We start from the raw sequence: 16,907 nt of genomic DNA on the forward strand, positions 1-16,907 counted from the left end.
GGAGTGGCGCCCACGATACTGACGGTAGCGCAACCGCTCCGGCGCGCTGGCCGCCCGGGCTACAGCGACAGGTAGGAGCGCAGCTCGAAAGGCGTGACGTGGCTGCGGTAGTTCTCCCATTCGGTGCGCTTGTTGCGCAGGAAGAAGTCAAAGACGTGCTCCCCCAACGCCTCCGCGACCAGCTCCGAAACCTCCATGGCTCGCAGCGCGTTGTCCAGACTCGACGGCAACTCGCGATAGCCCATCGTGCGGCGTTCCTCGGGGGTCAGGTCCCAGACGTTGTCCTCGGCCTGCGGGCCCAGCACGTAGCCCTTCTCCACCCCACGCAATCCGGCCGCCAGCAGTACCGCGAAGGTCAGGTAGGGGTTACACGCCGAGTCGGGGCTGCGCACCTCGATCCGCCGTGAGGACGTCTTGTGCGGCGTGTACATCGGCACCCGCACCAGTGCCGAGCGGTTGGCCGCGCCCCAGGACGCGGCGGTGGGCGCCTCGCCGCCGTGGACGAGCCGCTTGTAGGAGTTGACCCACTGGTTGGTGACGGCGCTGATCTCCGACGCGTGCTCGAGGATCCCGGCGATGAACGACTTGCCGACTTCGGAGAGCTGCAACGGGTCGTCGTCGCTATGGAAGGCGTTGACGTCGCCTTCGAACAGGCTCATGTGGGTGTGCATCGCCGAACCTGGGTGCTGGCCGAACGGCTTGGGCATGAACGTGGCCCGCACCCCTTCCTCCAGCGCGACCTCCTTCATGATGTACCGGAATGTCATCACGTTGTCGGCCATCGACAGCGCGTCGGCGAACCGCAGGTCGATCTCCTGCTGACCGGGTGCACCCTCGTGGTGGCTGAACTCCACCGAGATCCCCATGAACTCCAGCGCCTCGATGGCGTGGCGGCGGAACTTGGAGGCCGACTCGTGCACCGCCTGGTCGAAGTAGCCGGCGTTGTCGATCGGAACGGGCTCGGTACCGTCCTGCTCACCCGGCTTGAGCAAGAAGAACTCGATCTCGGGGTGCACGTAGCAGGAGAAGCCGAGGTCGTTAGCCTTCTGCAGTTGACGCCTCAGCACATGGCGCGGATCCGCCCACGAGGGCGAGCCGTCCGGCATGGTGATATCGCAGAACATCCGCGCGGAGTGGTGGTGGCCGGCCCTGGTGGCCCAGGGCAGCACCTGGAACGTCGACGGGTCAGGATGGGCGACGGTGTCGGACTCCGACACCCGCGCGAAGCCCTCGATGGACGACCCGTCGAAGCCGATGCCCTCTTCGAACGCGCCCTCGAGTTCAGCCGGCGCTATCGCGACCGACTTGAGGAATCCGAGCACATCCGTGAACCACAGCCGGACGAAACGGATGTCGCGCTCTTCCAGCGTGCGGAGGACGAATTCCTTCTGCCGATCCATACCCGCACACTAGGCACGATCTGTTAAATCCGTGTTACCGATGCTTAGCCAGGTTGGGGCCAGGCACGTTGCGGATGCTCAGGCCTGGCACCGCAGGTTCGGCGGCGGCAACGTCAAATCCACGAAGTAGCGCACGATCGCGGTGTCCACGCACTGGTTGCCATCGAACGTGACCGTGTGCTGGGTGCCGTCGAAGGAGACCAGCGAGCCGCCCAGTTGGCGGGCCAGATCCACCCCGGCCTGGTAGGGAGTGGCCGGATCGTGAGTCGTAGAGACCACGACGACCTTCCCCGGCGGGGCCGGCGACGCGGCGTGCGGCGTCGAGGTGGCCGGCACCGGCCACAGCGCGCAGATGTCGCGGGGGGCAGCGCCGGTGAACTGCCCGTAGCTCAGGAAGGGAGCCACCTGCCGGACCCGCTGATCGGCCGAAACCCACGCCGCGGCGTCCGTCGGCGTCGGCGCGTCGACACATCGGATCGCGTTGAACGCATCCTGACCGTTGTCGTAATGGCCCTGTTTGTCACGTCCGTTGTAGTCGTCGGCCAGCAACAACAGGTCCCCCGCGTCGGTCCCCCGCTGCAGTCCGAGCAGTCCGCTAGTCAGGTATTTCCAGTGCTGCGGCGTGTAGAGCGCGTTGATGGTGCCGGTGGTGGCGTCGGCATAACCCAGGCCGCGGGGGTCGGACGTCTTGCCCGGTCGGGCCGCCAGCGGGTCGATCAGGGCGTGGTAACGGGTGACCCACTGGGCCGGGTCGGTGCCCAGCGGGCAGGCCGTCGACTTGGCGCAGTCGGCCGCATAGTCGTTGAAAGCGGTCTGAAACCCGGCCATCTGGTTGACCGTCTCGTCGATCGGTCCGATCGTCGGGTCGATGGCCCCGTCGAGCACCATGGCGCGCACGTGGGGCGCGAACCGCTCCATATAGGCGGTGCCCAGCTCGGTGCCGTAGCTGTACCCGAGGTAGTTGATCTGTTCGTCGCCCAGCGCCTGCCGGATCATGTCCATGTCGCGGGCGGCCGACGCGGTGCCGGTGTTGGCCAGGAACGGCAGCCCCATCCGTTCGGCGCAGTGCTGGGCGATCTCCCGATACACCTGTTCGATGCGGGCCACCCCGGTCGGGCTGTAGTCGACCATCGGGTCGCGGCGGTAGGCGTCGAATTCCGCGTCAGAGCGGCACCGCAATGACGGTGTCGAATGCCCGACGCCCCTGGGGTCGAATCCGACGAGGTCGAAATGCTGGCCGATTTCGGAATTCTTCAGATCGGGGGCTATTCCGGCCACCATGTCGACCGCCGACGCGCCCGGCCCGCCCGGGTTGAACAGTAGCGAGCCGATCCGCTGACCGGAGGCCGGAACGCGGATCACCGCCAACTTCGCCTGTGCTCCAGTGGGTTTGTCATAGTCCACGGGTACCGACACCGTGGTGCAGCGGGCGGTGGGAATGTCGGCGGTGTCGCCGACGAAGCCGTTGCAGGAACCCCACGTTTGTGGCGTCACGGCGGCCACGGGGACCTGGGTCTGACCGGTGCCGGTGTCGGGTTCGGGGGTCGCGGCGGCGAGCGGGAGTGCCGCTGACTGCATGAGCACCAGTCCGGACGACAACAGCGCCGAGCTCACCAGTCTCAGGCGCAACATGGCCGAAATCGTCTCACTTCAAATTGCCGGGTTGGACGCGGAACGATTACGCCTTGGTCACTAATCGATACGGGCGGCGCGTCGTGTCGGGTCAGCAGGTTGCGCCGCTGGGTGGCGTGGTCCCGTTGATCAGGTACGACGTGATGTAGTCGTCGACGCAGTTGTCGCCCTGGAACACCACCGTGTGCTGGGTTCCGTTGTAGGTGAGCAGTGAGCCCTTCAGCTCAGTGGCCAGGTCCACTCCCGCCTTATACGGCGTCGCCGGATCGTGGGTGGTCGACACGACGACGGTCGGCGCCAGTCCCGGCGCGGAGACGGTGTGCGGCCGACTGGTCGGTGGCACCGGCCAGAACGCGCAGGTTCCCAGCGGCGCGTCGCCGGTGAACTTGCCGTAGCTCATGAACGGCGCCAACTCGCGGGATCGGCGGTCCTCGTCGATGACCTTGGCGCGATCGGTGACCGGTGGCTGGTCGACGCAGTTGATCGCCACGCGGGCGTCGGTGGAGTTGTTGTAGTGCCCCTTGGAGTCGCGGCGCATGTACATGTCGGCCAGCGCGAGCATCGTGTCTCCGCGGTGCTCGTCGGCCAGTTCCTTGAGACCGTCGGTCAGGTGATTCCAGAGGTTCGGTGAGTACAGCGCCATGATGGTGCCGACAATGGCGTCGCTGTAACTCAGACCGCGCGGATCCTTGGTTTTCGCCGGCCTACTCACGGCCAGATTGTCCGGGTCGACGAGCGGGTCGACCAGGTTGTGGTAGGCCTCAACGGCCTTGTTCGGATCGTCACCCAGCGGGCAGCTCGAATCCTTGGCGCAGTCAGCGGCATAGTCGTTGAACGCGTCCTGAAATCCCTTGGCCTGCCGCAAGTCAGCCTCGATCGGGTCGGCGTTGGGGTCCACCGCACCGTCCAGGATCATCGACCGCACGTTCTGCGGGAAAGCCTCGGCGTAGGCCGAGCCGATGCGGGTTCCGTACGAGTACCCCAGGTAGGTCAGTTTCGCGTCACCCAGGGCCTTGCGGATGGCGTCGAGGTCCTTGGCAACGTTGACGGTTCCGACATTGGCCAGGAAATTCTTGCCCATCTTGTCCACGCAGCGCTGCACGAACTGCTTGGTCTCGTTTTCCATCCGGGCGACGCCGGCCTGGCTGTAGTCGACCTGGGGTTCGGCACGCAGGCGGTCGTTGTCGGCGTCGGAGTTGCACCAGATCGCCGGCCGGGAGCTCGAGACACCGCGCGGGTCGAACCCGACCAGGTCGAACCGCTCGTGCACCCGCTTAGGCAGGCTCTGGAATACGCCGAGGGCGGCCTCGATGCCGGACTCGCCGGGGCCCCCGGGATTGATGACCAGCGAGCCGATCTTCTCGCCGCTGGCCGGGAACCTGATCAGCGCCAGCGACGCCACGTCACCGTCGGGATGGTCGTAGTCGACCGGCACGGCGAGCTTGCCGCACATGGCATGCCCGGGAATCTTTGCATTCGGATTCGAGCTACGGCACGGTGTCCACACCACCGGCTGACCCAGGCGCGGCTCGGCCATGTGCGCCTTGCCGGCGACGACGCGCACACAGCCCGCCAGGACCAGCACCACGGCGGACAGCGCGGTCCAGATCAGCAACATGCGCGCGAACTTGTCGCGGCGAGTCAGGCACATGGCACCATATGCTGCCAGAGCGGACCTCAGACGCAGGTTAGCGCCCGTTTACCGTGCCGCGATCCGCGTCACGGTAAGTGCGCTGCGGCTGCGGAGCCCACGTGGTGTCAGGGCCGCCCGTAGTGGCCGTTCCCTCCTGCTGAGACGACACTTTGACCGCGCTGGCCCGGCGCCGCCGCCCCAACCGAACAGCGCCCGGCTGGCGCCACCGGTGCCGCTGGCTCCACCGGTACCTCCGGCGCCCGTCGGGTCCGTACCGAGACCGCCGGCTCCCCCTAAGCCGCCCAGCTATCCGCCGGCTCCCCCAGCGCCGCCGGCCCCGCCGACACCACCGGCCGCACGACGCCGCCGGCACCACCACTGCCGAACAGCAGGGCGGATCCGCCGGAACCGCCGTTCGCGCCGACACCACCGGTCCCGCCCGCTCCACCGTTGCCGAACAGCCCTGCCACGCCCCCTGCCCCGCCCGCCTGACCGGCTGTCGCACCCGCTCCGCCAGTGCCGCCGTTACCCAGAGCAAGCCGCCTGCCCCACCAGCCTGCCCCGGTCCACAATTGGTGCCGTCGCCGATCAACGGACGACCGAGCAGCAGGTTGGTCGGCGCATCGATCGCCGCCAGAATGCCTTCCTCAAGCGTCTGCTGCGGCGACGTGGCGGCAGCCTCGGCGCCCGCGTAGGCCAGGCCCGCCGCATTGACCGCTTGGGCAAACCGTTGATGAAACAGCGTCGTCTGCAGACTGAGCGTCTGAAAGTCGGCACCCACCCGATCGAACAACGCCGCCATTGCAGCCGACACCTCGTCCTGGGCGGCCGCCGCAATCTGTGTCGTCGGCAGTGCGGCCACCGCGTTCGCCTGCCGTAACGCCGCCGCAAGGCGGTTCAGATCTACGGATGCTGCGCTCATCTCCCCCGGCACCACCGATACGAAGGACGCCGTCTGGAGCATCCCTTCATGAGGCTCAGCGCGACGGCCGACCATATTCTCAACCGGGTCGGGCGCTGCAGGCCCGGCGGTTCGGAATCTTCGTCCTACTCTCCTTTCGTTTCCAACCATTGCGACTGAACGAAATTTGTTCAGTCAGTGTCTGATCCAGGCCCAATTCCGCGATGACGAGAGCTCCGCCGCCGCCCCGGCTAGCACGGCCTCCTCGCCTCTTCGGACCGCCCCCCGAAGGCATGGAAACCTCTATCCCGCAACTCTTTTCACAGCCATGAGCCGAGACGAGGCCGACAGCGACCTTCCCGGCCGGCCACCGCTAACGGAGAGGCCTGCAAGGCGAAATTCGGGGACACCGCAATATCCACGACGCCCCACGTCGAACATCGCGCACACGTCAACAAATCTTCTAAAGGCGGCTAACCGACGGTGGCCAGCATTTCCGCCATCACGACACCGAATTCGTCGGCCAACTCCCATAGATCCGGCACCAGTTCCGGGCACCCGATGAGCCCGATACACAGCTTGCCGCTCAACGACATCACCGTGATGTTCAACCCCGAGCCGTGAAAGATCGGCCCCAACGGATACATGGCCTTGACTTCACTGCCCAACAGGTACAGCGGAATCTGCGGGCCCGGAACGTTGGAGACGACGAGATTGTGCACGGGCAGGGTCTCGGTCAGCCGGGTCATCGCATAGACACGCATCGCGGCGCCGAAGACCGCCGGCGCGGCGAACTGTGACCAGTCTTGCAGCAGCGTCGCACCGATGGCCGAACTATGTTGCTTGGCAACAGAATTGGCTTCCGCAATTGCCTTCAGCCGGTGCAGCGGGTCGGCGATCTCGGTGTGCAGGCTGGCAAACATCGCCGAAACCTGATTGCGCCCTTCACGGGGGGACTTGCCGTGTACGGACACCGGTACCGACGCCACCAGCGACGTCTCCGGCAACACATTGCGATCGGCCAGATATTGCCGCAGCACCCCGGACACCAACGCCATCACCACATCGTTGACCTTGATGCCGAGGTGGTCCTTGACGTTCTTGACGTCGTCGAGATTCAGCTCGGCGTAAGCGATGTTGCGACGCCCGCTGATGGTGGCGTTGAAGACCGTGCGTGGCGCGGCGAACGGGCGGGCCATAGTCAGCCCGTCGCGCGCCCGCTGCAGCGTGTCGAGCACCGAGTTCACCGTGTCGGGAACCACGTTGGCCAACTGCAGCGGCCTGCTGGCGAACCGGAGCAATCCCCCGACCGCGATCTGCCACCCGCTGGCATCGCCGACCCCGCGCACCGGTTCGGGAGCCGGGGCATCGGCCTCGGTGGTGCACAACTGCGACAACAGGCTGGCACCGGTGACCCCGTCCACGCCGGCGTGGTGGACCTTGATCATCACCGCCAGGCATCCGGCCCGGTGGCAGTCGGTGCCTGCAACCCCTTCGATGACCCACATCTCCCACAGCGGCCGCCGGCGGTCCAGCGGCAAGGACGCGATGTGCCCGCAGATCTCCGAGAGTTCGGCGCGCCCACCCGGCGGCGGCAACCCGATGCGGTGCACGTGGCGGTCGATGCTGAAGTTCTTGTCGTCCACCCAGACCGGGTGGTCGAGGTTCAGTGGGCTGTCAGCAAGCTTCTCCCGAAACTCCGGCATCGCGGCCAACCGCTGCGACAGGGCGTCGCGCAGCCGGTCAAAGGTGTAGCCACCAGGCATCGTGGACGTGTCCAGCTCCATGATCGAGCAAACATGCATCGGCTGGGAATCGGTCTCCAGGTACAGGAAGCTGGCGTCGAGGCCACTGAGCCGCTGCATCCGGAGATGGTATGTCCGTGGCGCACCACACGGTGCATCCGAGTGGACAAGATGGCAGACTGGATAAGTCAGACGAACCCGGGGACCCCGCTGCGGGCCACGAGGATCGACCCGACCATCACCAAGGGACAATGATGTCTGAGAACGTCTATGGTTCGAGCCCTGCCGCCGGATCGGCGCCGCGGCCCAAAATCCGCACCCATCACCTACAGAAGTGGAAGGCCGAAGGCCACAAGTGGGGCATGCTGACGGCCTACGACTATTCGACCGCGCGCGTGTTCGACGAGGCAGGCATTCCGGTGCTGCTGGTCGGCGACTCGGCGGCCAACGTCGTCTACGGCTACGACACCACGGTGCCGATCTCGATCGATGAGCTGATCCCGCTGGTCCGCGGCGTGGTCCGGGGCGCCCCGCACGCGCTGGTGGTCGCCGACCTGCCGTTCGGCAGCTACGAGGCGGGGCCCGCGGCGGCGTTGGCTTCCGCCACTCGGTTCATGAAGGAAGGCGGCGCCCACGCCGTCAAGCTGGAAGGCGGCGAGCGGGTCGCGGACCAGATCGCTTGCCTGAGCACGGCCGGCATCCCGGTCATGGCTCACATCGGCTTCACCCCGCAGAGCGTCAACACCCTCGGGGGCTTCAAGGTTCAGGGTCGTGGCGACGCCGCCGAACAGACCATCGCCGACGCCATCGCCGTCGCCGAAGCCGGCGCGTTCTCCGTGGTGATGGAGATGGTGCCGGCCGAATTGGCTACCCAGATCACCGGCAAGCTCACCATCCCGACGATCGGGATCGGCGCCGGGCCGAGCTGTGACGGCCAGGTTCTGGTGTGGCAGGACATGGCGGGGATGAGTGGCGGCAAGTCCGCCCGCTTCGTCAAGCGGTTCGCCGATGTGGGCGCCGAATTAGGCCGTGCGGCAAGGCAATACGCCGATGAAGTGGCGACCGGGGCGTTTCCGGCCGAAGAGCACTGCTTTTAGCGGCGATCGCCAGCCCGGCGCAGCCGGGCGCAGCGGGTCGCCGCCATCGATCCAGCGGCGATCGCCAGCCCGGCGCAGCCGGGCGCAGCGGGTCGCCGCCATCGATCCAGCGGCGATCGCCAGCCCGGCGCAGCCGGGCGCAGCGGGTCGCCGCCATCGATCCAGCGGCGATCGGGCCTAGGACGTCGGCGCCGGCGCCCCGCAGCGAGCCCTGAAGTCCGTCACCGGCTGGCGAATTCCCTGCAGATCGGCGTGCGTCTGCGGATTGGCGTCCATGTACTGCTGCAGCCGGTCGCGCATCTCTTCCCGGGAAAGCCCCTTCAGGCTGGTGAAGAAGTCGTTGACGTCGGGGTGGGCGAAGAGGTAAGCGGAAGTAGCCGCGGCCACGCCCGCCGACACCCCGGCCAGGTCGGCCGCCGTACAGTTGGGCGGCGCCGGGTCGGGGTCCGCCCAGGCAGATCCGGAGGCGCCGAAAAGCATTGCGCCACTTGCCGCGCCGATAGCGATCGCGCCGGCGATCACGCGGGAATTCCACATGGACAGCTCCTTCACAATCCCGACCACAATCCCGACCGGTGTCCCGAGAACAAGCACAGCATCGCTCACGATATGTGGTGCGGCCGGCCCGTCGACAAGATCATGCCGTAGGCAGCACCGTAACCCCGGTGTGGCACGCTATGAGAACCCCTCGATCCCTGATCGACGCCTGCGGACCACCCTGATCTGCAGCGACGCGTTCTCACGGAGAAGACATGCCTGCTAAAGCGCCAAAGACGGCGCGACATCTGGAGGTCGAGCGCAAGTTCGATGTGGTCGAGTCGACGGTGTCACCCTCGTTCGAGGGCATCGCCGCCGTGGCCCGGGTCGACACCTTTCCCATTCAGGAGCTGGACGCGGTGTACTTCGACACCCCGGCCCAGGACCTGGCGCGTAATCGGATCACCCTGCGGCGCCGCACCGGCGGACAGGACTCCGGCTGGCACCTGAAACTGCCTGCCGGGGCTGACACCCGCACCGAGGTTCACGCGCCGATCGACGCCTCCGACGACGCCGAAACGGTGCCGACCGCGTTGCTGGACGTGGTACTCGCGATCGTCCGGGACCGCCCTGTCGAGCCGGTCGCGCGCATCACCACCCGGCGCGAAGCCCAGGTCCTCTACGACGCCGCGGGCACCGCGCTCGCCGAGTTCGCCAATGACCACGTCACCGCATGGGCGGCGTCCAACGGCTCTGACGCCGGGCCTGCCGAGCAGCGCTGGCGCGAGTGGGAACTCGAGGTCCTGGGTACCGACTCCGACACCAAGCGCGCCGCCGGCCATGAACTGCTGAACCGGCTGAGCAACCGGCTGCTGGACGCCGGCGCCTCCCCAGCCGGACACGGCTCAAAGCTCAGCCGCGTGCTGGAGGCGGCCGACCCGGCCCAACAGACCGCGGCCACCCCGCCCCCGACGGACCCGGTACATCGCGCGGTGGCACAGCAGGTCGAGGAGTTGCTGGTGTGGGACCGTGCCGTGCGCGCCGACGCGCACGACTCCGTACACCAGATGCGAGTCACCATCCGCAAGATGCGCAGCCTGCTCAAGGACTCCCAGGATTCCTTCGGATTGGCCGCCGGCGCATGGGTTCTCGACGAATTGCGCGAGCTCGCTGGGATCCTGGGCGTGGCGCGTGACGCCGAAGTCCTGGCCGAGCGCTACGAGCGCGAGTTGGGTCGGCTGGACCCGGAGTTGGTGCGCGGGCCGGTGACCGAGCGTCTCGTCAGCGGAGCCCGGCGCCGATATCAGCTCGGGCATCGACGCTCGCTGGCCGCTATGCGGTCCAAGCGGTACTTCCGCCTGCTCGACGCCCTCGAGTCGATGGTCACCGCGCCGTCGGTCACCGCGTTTGGCGAGAAGCCACGACCGGTCACCATCGATGCCGCGTACAAGCGCGTCAGCAAAGCCGTCAAGGCTGCCAAGGCGGCCGAAGCCGCGCACGCCGACGACGCGGACGAGACGCTGCACGTAATCCGCAAACGCGCCAAGCGGCTGCGTTACACGGCCGCGGCCACCGGGGCCGACCGGGTGGCCCAGCAGGCCAAGGCCATCCAGACGTTGCTCGGTGACCATCAGGACAGCGTGGTCAGCCGCGAACACCTGCTGGCCCAGGCCCACGCGGCGCACCTGGCGGGGGAAGACACCTTCACCTACGGCCTGCTCTACCAGCAGGAGAGCGAGATCGCCGAGGGCAGTCGCAAACAACTCGATTCGGCGCTGCGCGAGCTCGACAAGGCGGTACACAAGAGTCGGCGCTGAAGTAGGCGAGCCTGCTGGCACCAGACGGACCACGATTCCGACCTCGTGGTCGGCACGAGCGGCGTGGCTGCTCTGGAGTTGAGCAACCCTGGCCCACAAGACCGCAATTGACCAGCCCTGCTGGCGCCGGCCTTGATTCGGCACTTGCCGACAGGTCCGTGCGAGCGGGTTGCGGACTTGTTTCCTTCCAGCTCGTTCCTTCCGGCGGGCGGTTCATGGCCATCCCGTGTCAAACTTCCTCAAGAGGTGTTGACTGACTATCAGTTCTAGAGTGAACATGTCATCACTTGAGCAATTGCGTCAGCCAGTTGTAGTTGCGCCACCCCAAAGGAGCTCAGGATGCGTACCGATCCCCGCGGTGTCGTGCTCGCCTGCTGCGGCGCGTTAGTGGTGGTTATGTCCGCGGTCGCCGGTGTCAGCGTCGCACTGCCTGACATCGCCGTAGACCGTGGCGCAAGTGCGACCGACCTCACCTGGATCGCCGACGCCTACACCGTCGCGTTGGCGGCGCTAGTGCTACCGGCCGGCGCCATCGGGGGGGACTTCGGCCGCCGACGGACACTGATAGGCGGCACGTTGGTGTTTGGGCTAGCCAATGCCGTCGCCGCAGCAGCGGGATCACCGTCCGCCATCATCATCGCGCGGGTCGTCATGGACATCGGAGCGGCGTTCATCATGCCCAGCACGTTGTCGACCATCACGGGCGTGGTTCACCCCGACCACAAAGGACGCGCCGTCGGAATCTGGACCGGTTTTGCCAGTGAGTTCAGCGGAGTAATGTGATGTCTTTCGTCAGCACGGCACCCGAGACCATGTCTGCAGCGGCAACGCAACTGGCCGATCTGGGATCGGCGCTCAGTGCGGCCAATGCGACAGTTGCCATCCCGACCACCGAAGTCGCGGCAGCGGGTGCCGACGAGGTATCCGCTGCCGTCGCGGCATTGTTCGCGTCGATTGGCCGCAACTATCAGGCTGTCAGCGCCCAAGTGGACTGGTTCCACGGGCAGTTTGTTCAGGCATTGAGCGCAAGTGCTGCGTCGTATTCCCACACCGAATCAATGGGCAGGTCGATCCTTGAGAGCCCGCTCAACGCGCTGGACGCCCAGGCGCGGGCGCTCCTTGGCCGGCCGCTCATCGGCAATGGGGCCAACGGAGCGCCGGGCCAGGACGGAGGCGACGGGGGCCTGTTATACGGCAATGGGGGTGCGGGCGGTTCTGGCACCACCCAGCACCCGGCGGGCGGCCGTGGGGGATCTGCCGGGCTGATCGGCAACGGTGGACCCGGCGGCGCCGGAGCCGACACCGGAAGCGGCGGCCAGGGCGGCCACGGTGGGCTGCTGTTCGGCAACGGCGGGGCGGGTGGCTCCGGCGGGTCTTCCACCGCCAGCGGCATCGCCGGGTTCGGCGGCCGCGGTGGTGACGCCGGGTTGATCGGCAACGGCGGGCCGGCGGGATCCGGCGGCAACGGCGCGAACGCACTGACTAGCGGTGGCGATGGCGCACCCGGTGGCAACGGCGGACATGCCGGACTCTTATACGGCAACGGCGGCCCCGCAGGAGCCGGCGGCAATGGCGGCAACGCTGCAAACGGAACCGGAGGCAACGGCGCACCCGGCGGCAACGGTGGGGGCACCGGGTGGATCGGCAACGGGGGTGCCGCCGGAGCGGGCGGCAACGGCGGAAATGGACAGACCGGCGGACATGGCGCGGCAGGTGGATCCGGCGCGAACGCTGGCCTGCTGATCGGACACGGCGGACCGGCAGGCAACGGCGGCAACGGCGGCAACGGCGGCAACGGTAGCGGTGGCAACGGAGCGGCCGGCGGAAGCGGTGGGTTCGCCGGTCTTTTCTACGGCAATGGCGGGCCGGCGGGAGCAGGCGGCAACGGCGGCAACACTGTCAGCGGGCTCGGCGGTAATGGCGCATCGGGCGGCAGCGGGGGCGCTGGCGGGTCGATCGGCAACGGCGGCCCCGGTGGCGCCGGCGGCAACGGCGGCAACAGCGCCACCGGCGACGGCGGCAACGGCGCCCCCGGCGGCCCCGGCGGGCAAGCGGGGCTGTTGGTCGGCGACGACGGACCCAACGGATCCGATGGCGTCCAGGGCCAAAGCGGCTAGCCATGACGGCGCTCAGCACGTGCAGCTCGACGCGGCGGGCTCGTAAGCGAGGAGGCGGACGAGTTGGCCTGTAAGCCGGATTCTGTTCCCCACCGCCGCGGCTTTCATCCACGGCGGCACGGCGACGACCATCCATCTGGACACACCGTTGCCGGGTGCCTCGAGCGGCCTACCCGCAAACTCGGGCGAGCAGCCCTCAAGCGTCTGCGCGGCCGCACTTTCGGTGCGGCCTTCTTGGCCTTGCTTCGGGTGGGGTTTGCCTAGCCACCCCGGTCACCCGGGATGCTGGTGCGCTCTTACCGCACCGTTTCACCCTTACCACCCGTGGGTGGCGGTCTGCTTTCTGTGGCACTGTCCCGCGAGTCGCCTCGGATTGCCGTTAGCAATCACCCTGCTCTGTGAAGTCCGGACTTTCCTCGACCCAAGTCGGCACCTCTCGGACCGACGCGTGCCGCGGCCGTCCAGCCAACTCGTCCGCGTCGAACACGGTACCCGCTGAATAGGGCACAAGCCAGGTCCGGTCTCCTATCGTGGACAGCGCGGTTTGACGATGCAGGCAACGACGGGAGGGCGGCCGAATGTCCCGGTGGGAGACCCGCGTCGGCTCCGGAGACTGGGAGGCCATCGCCGCCGAGGTCGACGAGTACGGCGGGGCGCTGCTGCCCCGGTTGGTGACGACCGCCGAGGCCGCCCGGCTGTGTGCGCTCTACAGCGACGACAGCCTGTTCCGGAAGACGATCAACATGGCACCGAAACGCTACGGCGCCGGGCAGTACCGCTACTTTCATGCCCCGTATCCCGAGGCGGTCGAACAACTCAAACAGGTGCTCTACCCCCGGCTACTGCCGATCGCCCGCGATTGGTGGACCAAGCTGGGCCGATCGACCCCCTGGCCGGATAGCCTCGACGAGTGGCTGACGACCTGCCACCGCGCGGGACAGACTCGCTCGACGGCGTTGATGTTGCGATACGGGGCCGGCGACTGGAACGCGCTGCATCAGGATCTCTATGGCGATCTGGTCTTTCCGCTGCAGGTGGTGATCAACCTGAGCGAGCCTGGCGTTCACTACACCGGAGGGGAGTTCCTGCTCATCGAGCAGCGGTTTCGGGCGCAATCGCGCGGCACCGCGACGCAACTGCCCCAAGGGCACGGCTACGTGTTCACCACCCGCGACCGGCCGGTGCCCTCCAGCCGGGGATGGTCAGCCGCCCCCGTGCGCCACGGCATCTCGACCGTTCGTTCCGGCGAGCGCTACGCGCTGGGCCTGATCTTTCACGACGCCGGCTAGCGTTCACTCAACCCGTCGAACAGCAGCAGTCAAGCGCTGCAACACATTTCGCGCGATCTGGATATCCGCCGCCGCGAGGTCGGCAGTGAATTCCCGGTGCGCGGCCGAAGCCCGGGCCGTGATGGCCGCCAAGGCACGTTCCCCGGCGGCGGTCAGCGTCAACAGCGGCGAGGAGCGGTGGTCGGGGTTGGATGTCCACTGCGCCAGACCGTCGTCCACCAGGTTGTTGGCGATGCGCTGCACGCCCTGCCGAGAAACACCGAGTCGACGGGCGGCGCGGGGCACTGACGTCGCATCGCCGGAAAGCACGCTGAGCAACTGCCAGCGGGCCTGCGTCTGTCCTTGCGTTTTCGCGACGGCGTCTCCGGACTTGCGCAGCGCTCCGGCAGCTTCGTAGATGTCGGCAACCAACAGGGCGATGTCGTCGGCCATCGAGCTCCTTTTGACAATACGTTGTCAGTTTAGCAATATGATGTCGACATTAGATTGGAGCACAGATCGTGAGTAGCGCAATCGCTAATCTTCAGGCCGCGCACCAACGGGCGGCAGCCGGCCGGCCCAGAGCACACGGCTTTCCCTACCTCGCCGAGGTGTTGCGTCAGGCCGGGGTGAGCACGTACCACCACTCGATCCCGTCGGGTACCACCTTCTATGTGACCGAGGCCGGCCCGGTCGTCATGCAGGCGGATCCGGTCGTGCACGGCATGGCCGACGTGGCGTCGTGGAACGAGGACGCCCTGGTCGCCGCGATCCGCACCGACCAGTCCGGCAGCAGCAGCTATCCGCAGTTCGCCCGGTCGTGCTGGGAGGCCGGCGTGGTGCACTACGACGTCGACCTGCAACGCCGCACCTGCACGTACTCGGGTGTGGCCGGCGAGCAGTACGTCGAGTCCTATCCGCAGGTCGAGCTCGCCGGTTAGAGATATCCCGTCTGATTGACCAGGCGTACCGACGACGCGCCATCGGGATAGAACTCGGCGATGCTCAACGACGCCAGATCCAGATGCAGCCGGTACAGAATGCCCGACCCGGCGTCCAGCGCCATCCGCAACATCGACTTGATCGGTGTGACGTGGGAGACCACCAGCACGTTGGCGCCCGGGTGCTCGGCGATGATCCGGTCGCGGCCACGGCGGACCCGTCGCAACACATCATCGAAGCTCTCCCCGCCCGGCGGCAGCGCACCGGTGTCATACAACCAGCGACGGTGCAATTCCGGGTCGCGGGTAGCAGCCTCGGTGAAGGTGAGGCCTTCCCACGCGCCGAAATCGGTCTCGATCAGGTCCTCGTCGAGGGTGACGTCCAGGCCCAGCGCGCGTGCCGCCGTCGTCGCGGTGTCGTAAGCCCGCTGCAGTGGCGAGGAGATCACCGCCGCGATACCGCGGCGCTGAGTCAGGTAACGCGCGGCCAAACCTGCTTGTCGCCAACCGATTTCATTTAACGGGGGGTTGCCTCTACCGGAGTAGCGGCGCTGCGCCGAAAACTCGGTCTGCCCGTGCCGCAACAACAGCAACCGGGTGGGCGTGCCGCGGGCTCCGGTCCAGCCGGGGCCCTTGTTCTCATCGGACGAACCCTCCTCGCCCGCGGCCTTGCGTGCGGAGTCGGTGACCGGCACCGCGACCTTGTCCACCCGGCGATCCGTCTGGGCGGCAGCGTCCATCGCCTCGTTGGCCAGCCGGTCGGCGTAGGCGTTGTGCTCGCGCGGAATCCAGGAAAAACTGATCCGGCGAAACTGCGCCGCGAGTGACCGCGCCTGGCCGTGCAGCTCCACCAGGTCGGGATGCTTGACGCGCCAGCGTCCCGACATCTGCTCGATCACCAGCTTGGAGTCCATCAGCACCTGGACCTCGCCGGCACCCAGGTTCAGGGCGTCATCCAGCCCGGCGATCAGACCGCGATATTCGGCGACGTTGTTGGTGGCGCGTCCGATGGCCTGTTTGGTCTCGGCCAACACGGTCCGGCGATCCGCGCTCCACACCACGGCTCCGTACCCGGCGGGACCCGGGTTCCCGCGCGACCCCCCGTCGGCCTCGATGACCACCTTCATTGATCAAAACCCTTGACGCGCAATAAGATCGCGCCACACTCCGGACACCGCAGCACCTCGTCCTCGGCGGCGGCGGTGATGCGGGCCAACTCGCCGCGGCCGATCTCGATCCGGCACGCACCGCAGCGGTGTCCCTGCAATGGCCCGGCCCCCGGCCCTCCCCCGGCGCGCAACCGCTCGTACAGCGCCGACAGGTCGGGATTCAGACCGGCGCTCAACGCGTCGCGTCGCGACCCGTGTTCGGTCCGGATGTTTTCCAGTTCAGCCAATGCGGCATCCAGAGCCTGCCGGGCACTGGTCAACTCGGCCTGCAACGCGTCGGTGGCCCCCGACTCGACGGCCTGTTGCGCCTGCAATTCCTCGCGGCGCTCCATCACTTCTAGCAGCGAGTCCTCGAGGCTGACCTGTCGGCGCTGCAACGTTTCCAGCTCGTGCTGCAGGTCGGCCTGGCGTTTGGCGTCGGTCGCCCCCGCACTGAGCAACGCACGGTCGCGGTCTTCGCGCTTGCGCACCGCGTCGATCTCGGCCTCGAAGCGTGTTATTTGAGCATCCAGGTCTTCCAACGCAATTCGCATGGTGCCCAGCCGGTCGCTGGCCGCGGTGTGCTCCTTGCGCACCCGGTCGTACTCGGCGCGCTCGGCCAGATGAGCGCTCCGATGCGCGAGCCGGGACAGCTCAGCATCCAACTTCGCCAATTCCAGTAGCGAACGCTGCTGTGCTACATCGGCCTTCATCGCTGCACTCCCGGTCTC

15 protein-coding genes, 1 other RNA gene and 1 pseudogene are annotated in these 16,907 nt (G+C 67.3%); 6 read left to right on the top strand and 11 right to left on the bottom strand.

What is annotated here, in order from left to right; genetic code table 11:
- Positions 1 to 59: 59 nt before the first annotated feature.
- The 6 genes and pseudogenes from JX552_RS18500 to JX552_RS18520 all read right to left on the bottom strand — a co-directional run bounded on the left by JX552_RS18500 (position 60) and on the right by JX552_RS18520 (position 7,431).
- A complete protein-coding gene (locus tag JX552_RS18500; RefSeq protein ID WP_205873424.1) occupies positions 60 to 1,400 on the bottom strand; it encodes a glutamine synthetase family protein in 1,341 nt (446 codons plus the stop codon).
- 78 nt (positions 1,401 to 1,478) lie between these two features.
- Positions 1,479 to 3,041 (bottom strand): alpha/beta hydrolase, encoded by a 1,563-nt coding sequence (locus JX552_RS18505; RefSeq protein ID WP_205878535.1) that lies wholly within the window; start codon positions 3,039 to 3,041, stop codon positions 1,479 to 1,481.
- 82 nt (positions 3,042 to 3,123) lie between these two features.
- The gene (locus JX552_RS18510; RefSeq protein ID WP_205873425.1) at positions 3,124 to 4,683 is read right to left on the bottom strand and encodes an alpha/beta hydrolase; all 1,560 of its coding nucleotides are present in this window, start codon (positions 4,681 to 4,683) and stop codon (positions 3,124 to 3,126) included.
- 275 nt (positions 4,684 to 4,958) lie between these two features.
- The gene (locus JX552_RS33745; RefSeq protein ID WP_346779282.1) at positions 4,959 to 5,237 is read right to left on the bottom strand and encodes a PGRS repeat-containing protein; all 279 of its coding nucleotides are present in this window, start codon (positions 5,235 to 5,237) and stop codon (positions 4,959 to 4,961) included.
- Between the two features lie 158 nt (positions 5,238 to 5,395).
- Positions 5,396 to 5,737 (bottom strand): annotated as a pseudogene (locus JX552_RS33750) (PE family protein); the annotation flags it as partial.
- 302 nt (positions 5,738 to 6,039) lie between these two features.
- Positions 6,040 to 7,431, bottom strand: a complete 1,392-nt coding sequence (locus tag JX552_RS18520; protein ID WP_205873426.1) for a WS/DGAT/MGAT family O-acyltransferase — start codon at positions 7,429 to 7,431, stop codon at positions 6,040 to 6,042.
- 131 nt (positions 7,432 to 7,562) lie between these two features.
- Between JX552_RS18520 and panB the strand changes: the two genes are divergently transcribed.
- Complete coding sequence (panB, locus tag JX552_RS18525) at positions 7,563 to 8,408, top strand: 3-methyl-2-oxobutanoate hydroxymethyltransferase (protein WP_205873427.1); 846 nt, start codon at positions 7,563 to 7,565, stop codon at positions 8,406 to 8,408.
- Positions 8,409 to 8,585: 177 nt separating this feature from the next.
- On the opposite strand, the gene JX552_RS18530 is transcribed toward panB, so the two are convergent.
- Complete coding sequence (locus tag JX552_RS18530) at positions 8,586 to 8,945, bottom strand: heme-binding protein (RefSeq protein ID WP_205873428.1); 360 nt, start codon at positions 8,943 to 8,945, stop codon at positions 8,586 to 8,588.
- 215 nt (positions 8,946 to 9,160) lie between these two features.
- Between JX552_RS18530 and JX552_RS18535 the strand changes: the two genes are divergently transcribed.
- The 3 genes from JX552_RS18535 (at position 9,161) to JX552_RS33400 (ending at position 12,819) form a co-directional block, all read left to right on the top strand.
- Positions 9,161 to 10,702, top strand: a complete 1,542-nt coding sequence (locus tag JX552_RS18535) for a CYTH and CHAD domain-containing protein (RefSeq protein WP_205873429.1) — start codon at positions 9,161 to 9,163, stop codon at positions 10,700 to 10,702.
- A 339-nt stretch (positions 10,703 to 11,041) separates the two neighbouring features.
- Positions 11,042 to 11,485 carry an MFS transporter gene (locus JX552_RS18540; RefSeq protein ID WP_205873430.1) on the top strand — a complete coding sequence of 148 codons (444 nt, stop codon included), beginning with the start codon at positions 11,042 to 11,044 and terminating at the stop codon, positions 11,483 to 11,485.
- On the top strand, positions 11,485 to 12,819 hold the full coding sequence (locus tag JX552_RS33400; protein WP_205873431.1) for a PE family protein: 1,335 nt from the start codon (positions 11,485 to 11,487) through the stop codon (positions 12,817 to 12,819). The genes JX552_RS18540 and JX552_RS33400 overlap by 1 nt, the downstream gene beginning before the upstream one ends.
- Before the next feature lie 55 nt (positions 12,820 to 12,874).
- On the opposite strand, the gene rnpB is transcribed toward JX552_RS33400, so the two are convergent.
- Positions 12,875 to 13,292: RNase P RNA component class A (gene rnpB / locus JX552_RS18550), an RNA gene on the bottom strand.
- Between the two features lie 105 nt (positions 13,293 to 13,397).
- On the opposite strand from rnpB, the gene JX552_RS18555 reads away from it, so the two are divergent.
- Complete coding sequence (locus JX552_RS18555) at positions 13,398 to 14,108, top strand: 2OG-Fe(II) oxygenase (protein ID WP_205873432.1); 711 nt, start codon at positions 13,398 to 13,400, stop codon at positions 14,106 to 14,108.
- A gap of 3 nt (positions 14,109 to 14,111) precedes the next feature.
- Here the strand turns inward: JX552_RS18555 and JX552_RS18560 are convergent, their stop codons facing one another.
- Positions 14,112 to 14,540: a MarR family winged helix-turn-helix transcriptional regulator gene (locus tag JX552_RS18560; RefSeq protein ID WP_205873433.1), complete on the bottom strand. Its 429-nt coding sequence runs from the start codon at positions 14,538 to 14,540 to the stop codon at positions 14,112 to 14,114.
- Between the two features lie 68 nt (positions 14,541 to 14,608).
- On the opposite strand from JX552_RS18560, the gene JX552_RS18565 reads away from it, so the two are divergent.
- On the top strand, positions 14,609 to 15,028 hold the full coding sequence (locus JX552_RS18565) for a DUF1398 family protein (protein ID WP_205873434.1): 420 nt from the start codon (positions 14,609 to 14,611) through the stop codon (positions 15,026 to 15,028).
- On the opposite strand, the gene JX552_RS18570 is transcribed toward JX552_RS18565, so the two are convergent.
- Together JX552_RS18570 and JX552_RS18575 are read right to left on the bottom strand one after the other, a co-directional pair.
- Positions 15,025 to 16,155, bottom strand: coding sequence for a bifunctional RNase H/acid phosphatase (locus JX552_RS18570; RefSeq protein ID WP_205873435.1), 1,131 nt, complete (start codon positions 16,153 to 16,155; stop codon positions 15,025 to 15,027). The two genes, JX552_RS18565 and JX552_RS18570, sit on opposite strands and share 4 nt — an antisense overlap.
- Positions 16,152 to 16,889 (bottom strand): zinc ribbon domain-containing protein, encoded by a 738-nt coding sequence (locus JX552_RS18575; protein ID WP_205873436.1) that lies wholly within the window; start codon positions 16,887 to 16,889, stop codon positions 16,152 to 16,154. The genes JX552_RS18570 and JX552_RS18575 overlap by 4 nt, the downstream gene beginning before the upstream one ends.
- Between the last annotated feature and the right edge of the window lie 18 nt (positions 16,890 to 16,907).

Origin of the sequence: Mycobacterium gordonae (assembly GCF_017086405.1) — a bacterium.
GTDB classification, from domain to species: Bacteria; Actinomycetota; Actinomycetes; order Mycobacteriales; family Mycobacteriaceae; genus Mycobacterium; species Mycobacterium gordonae_D.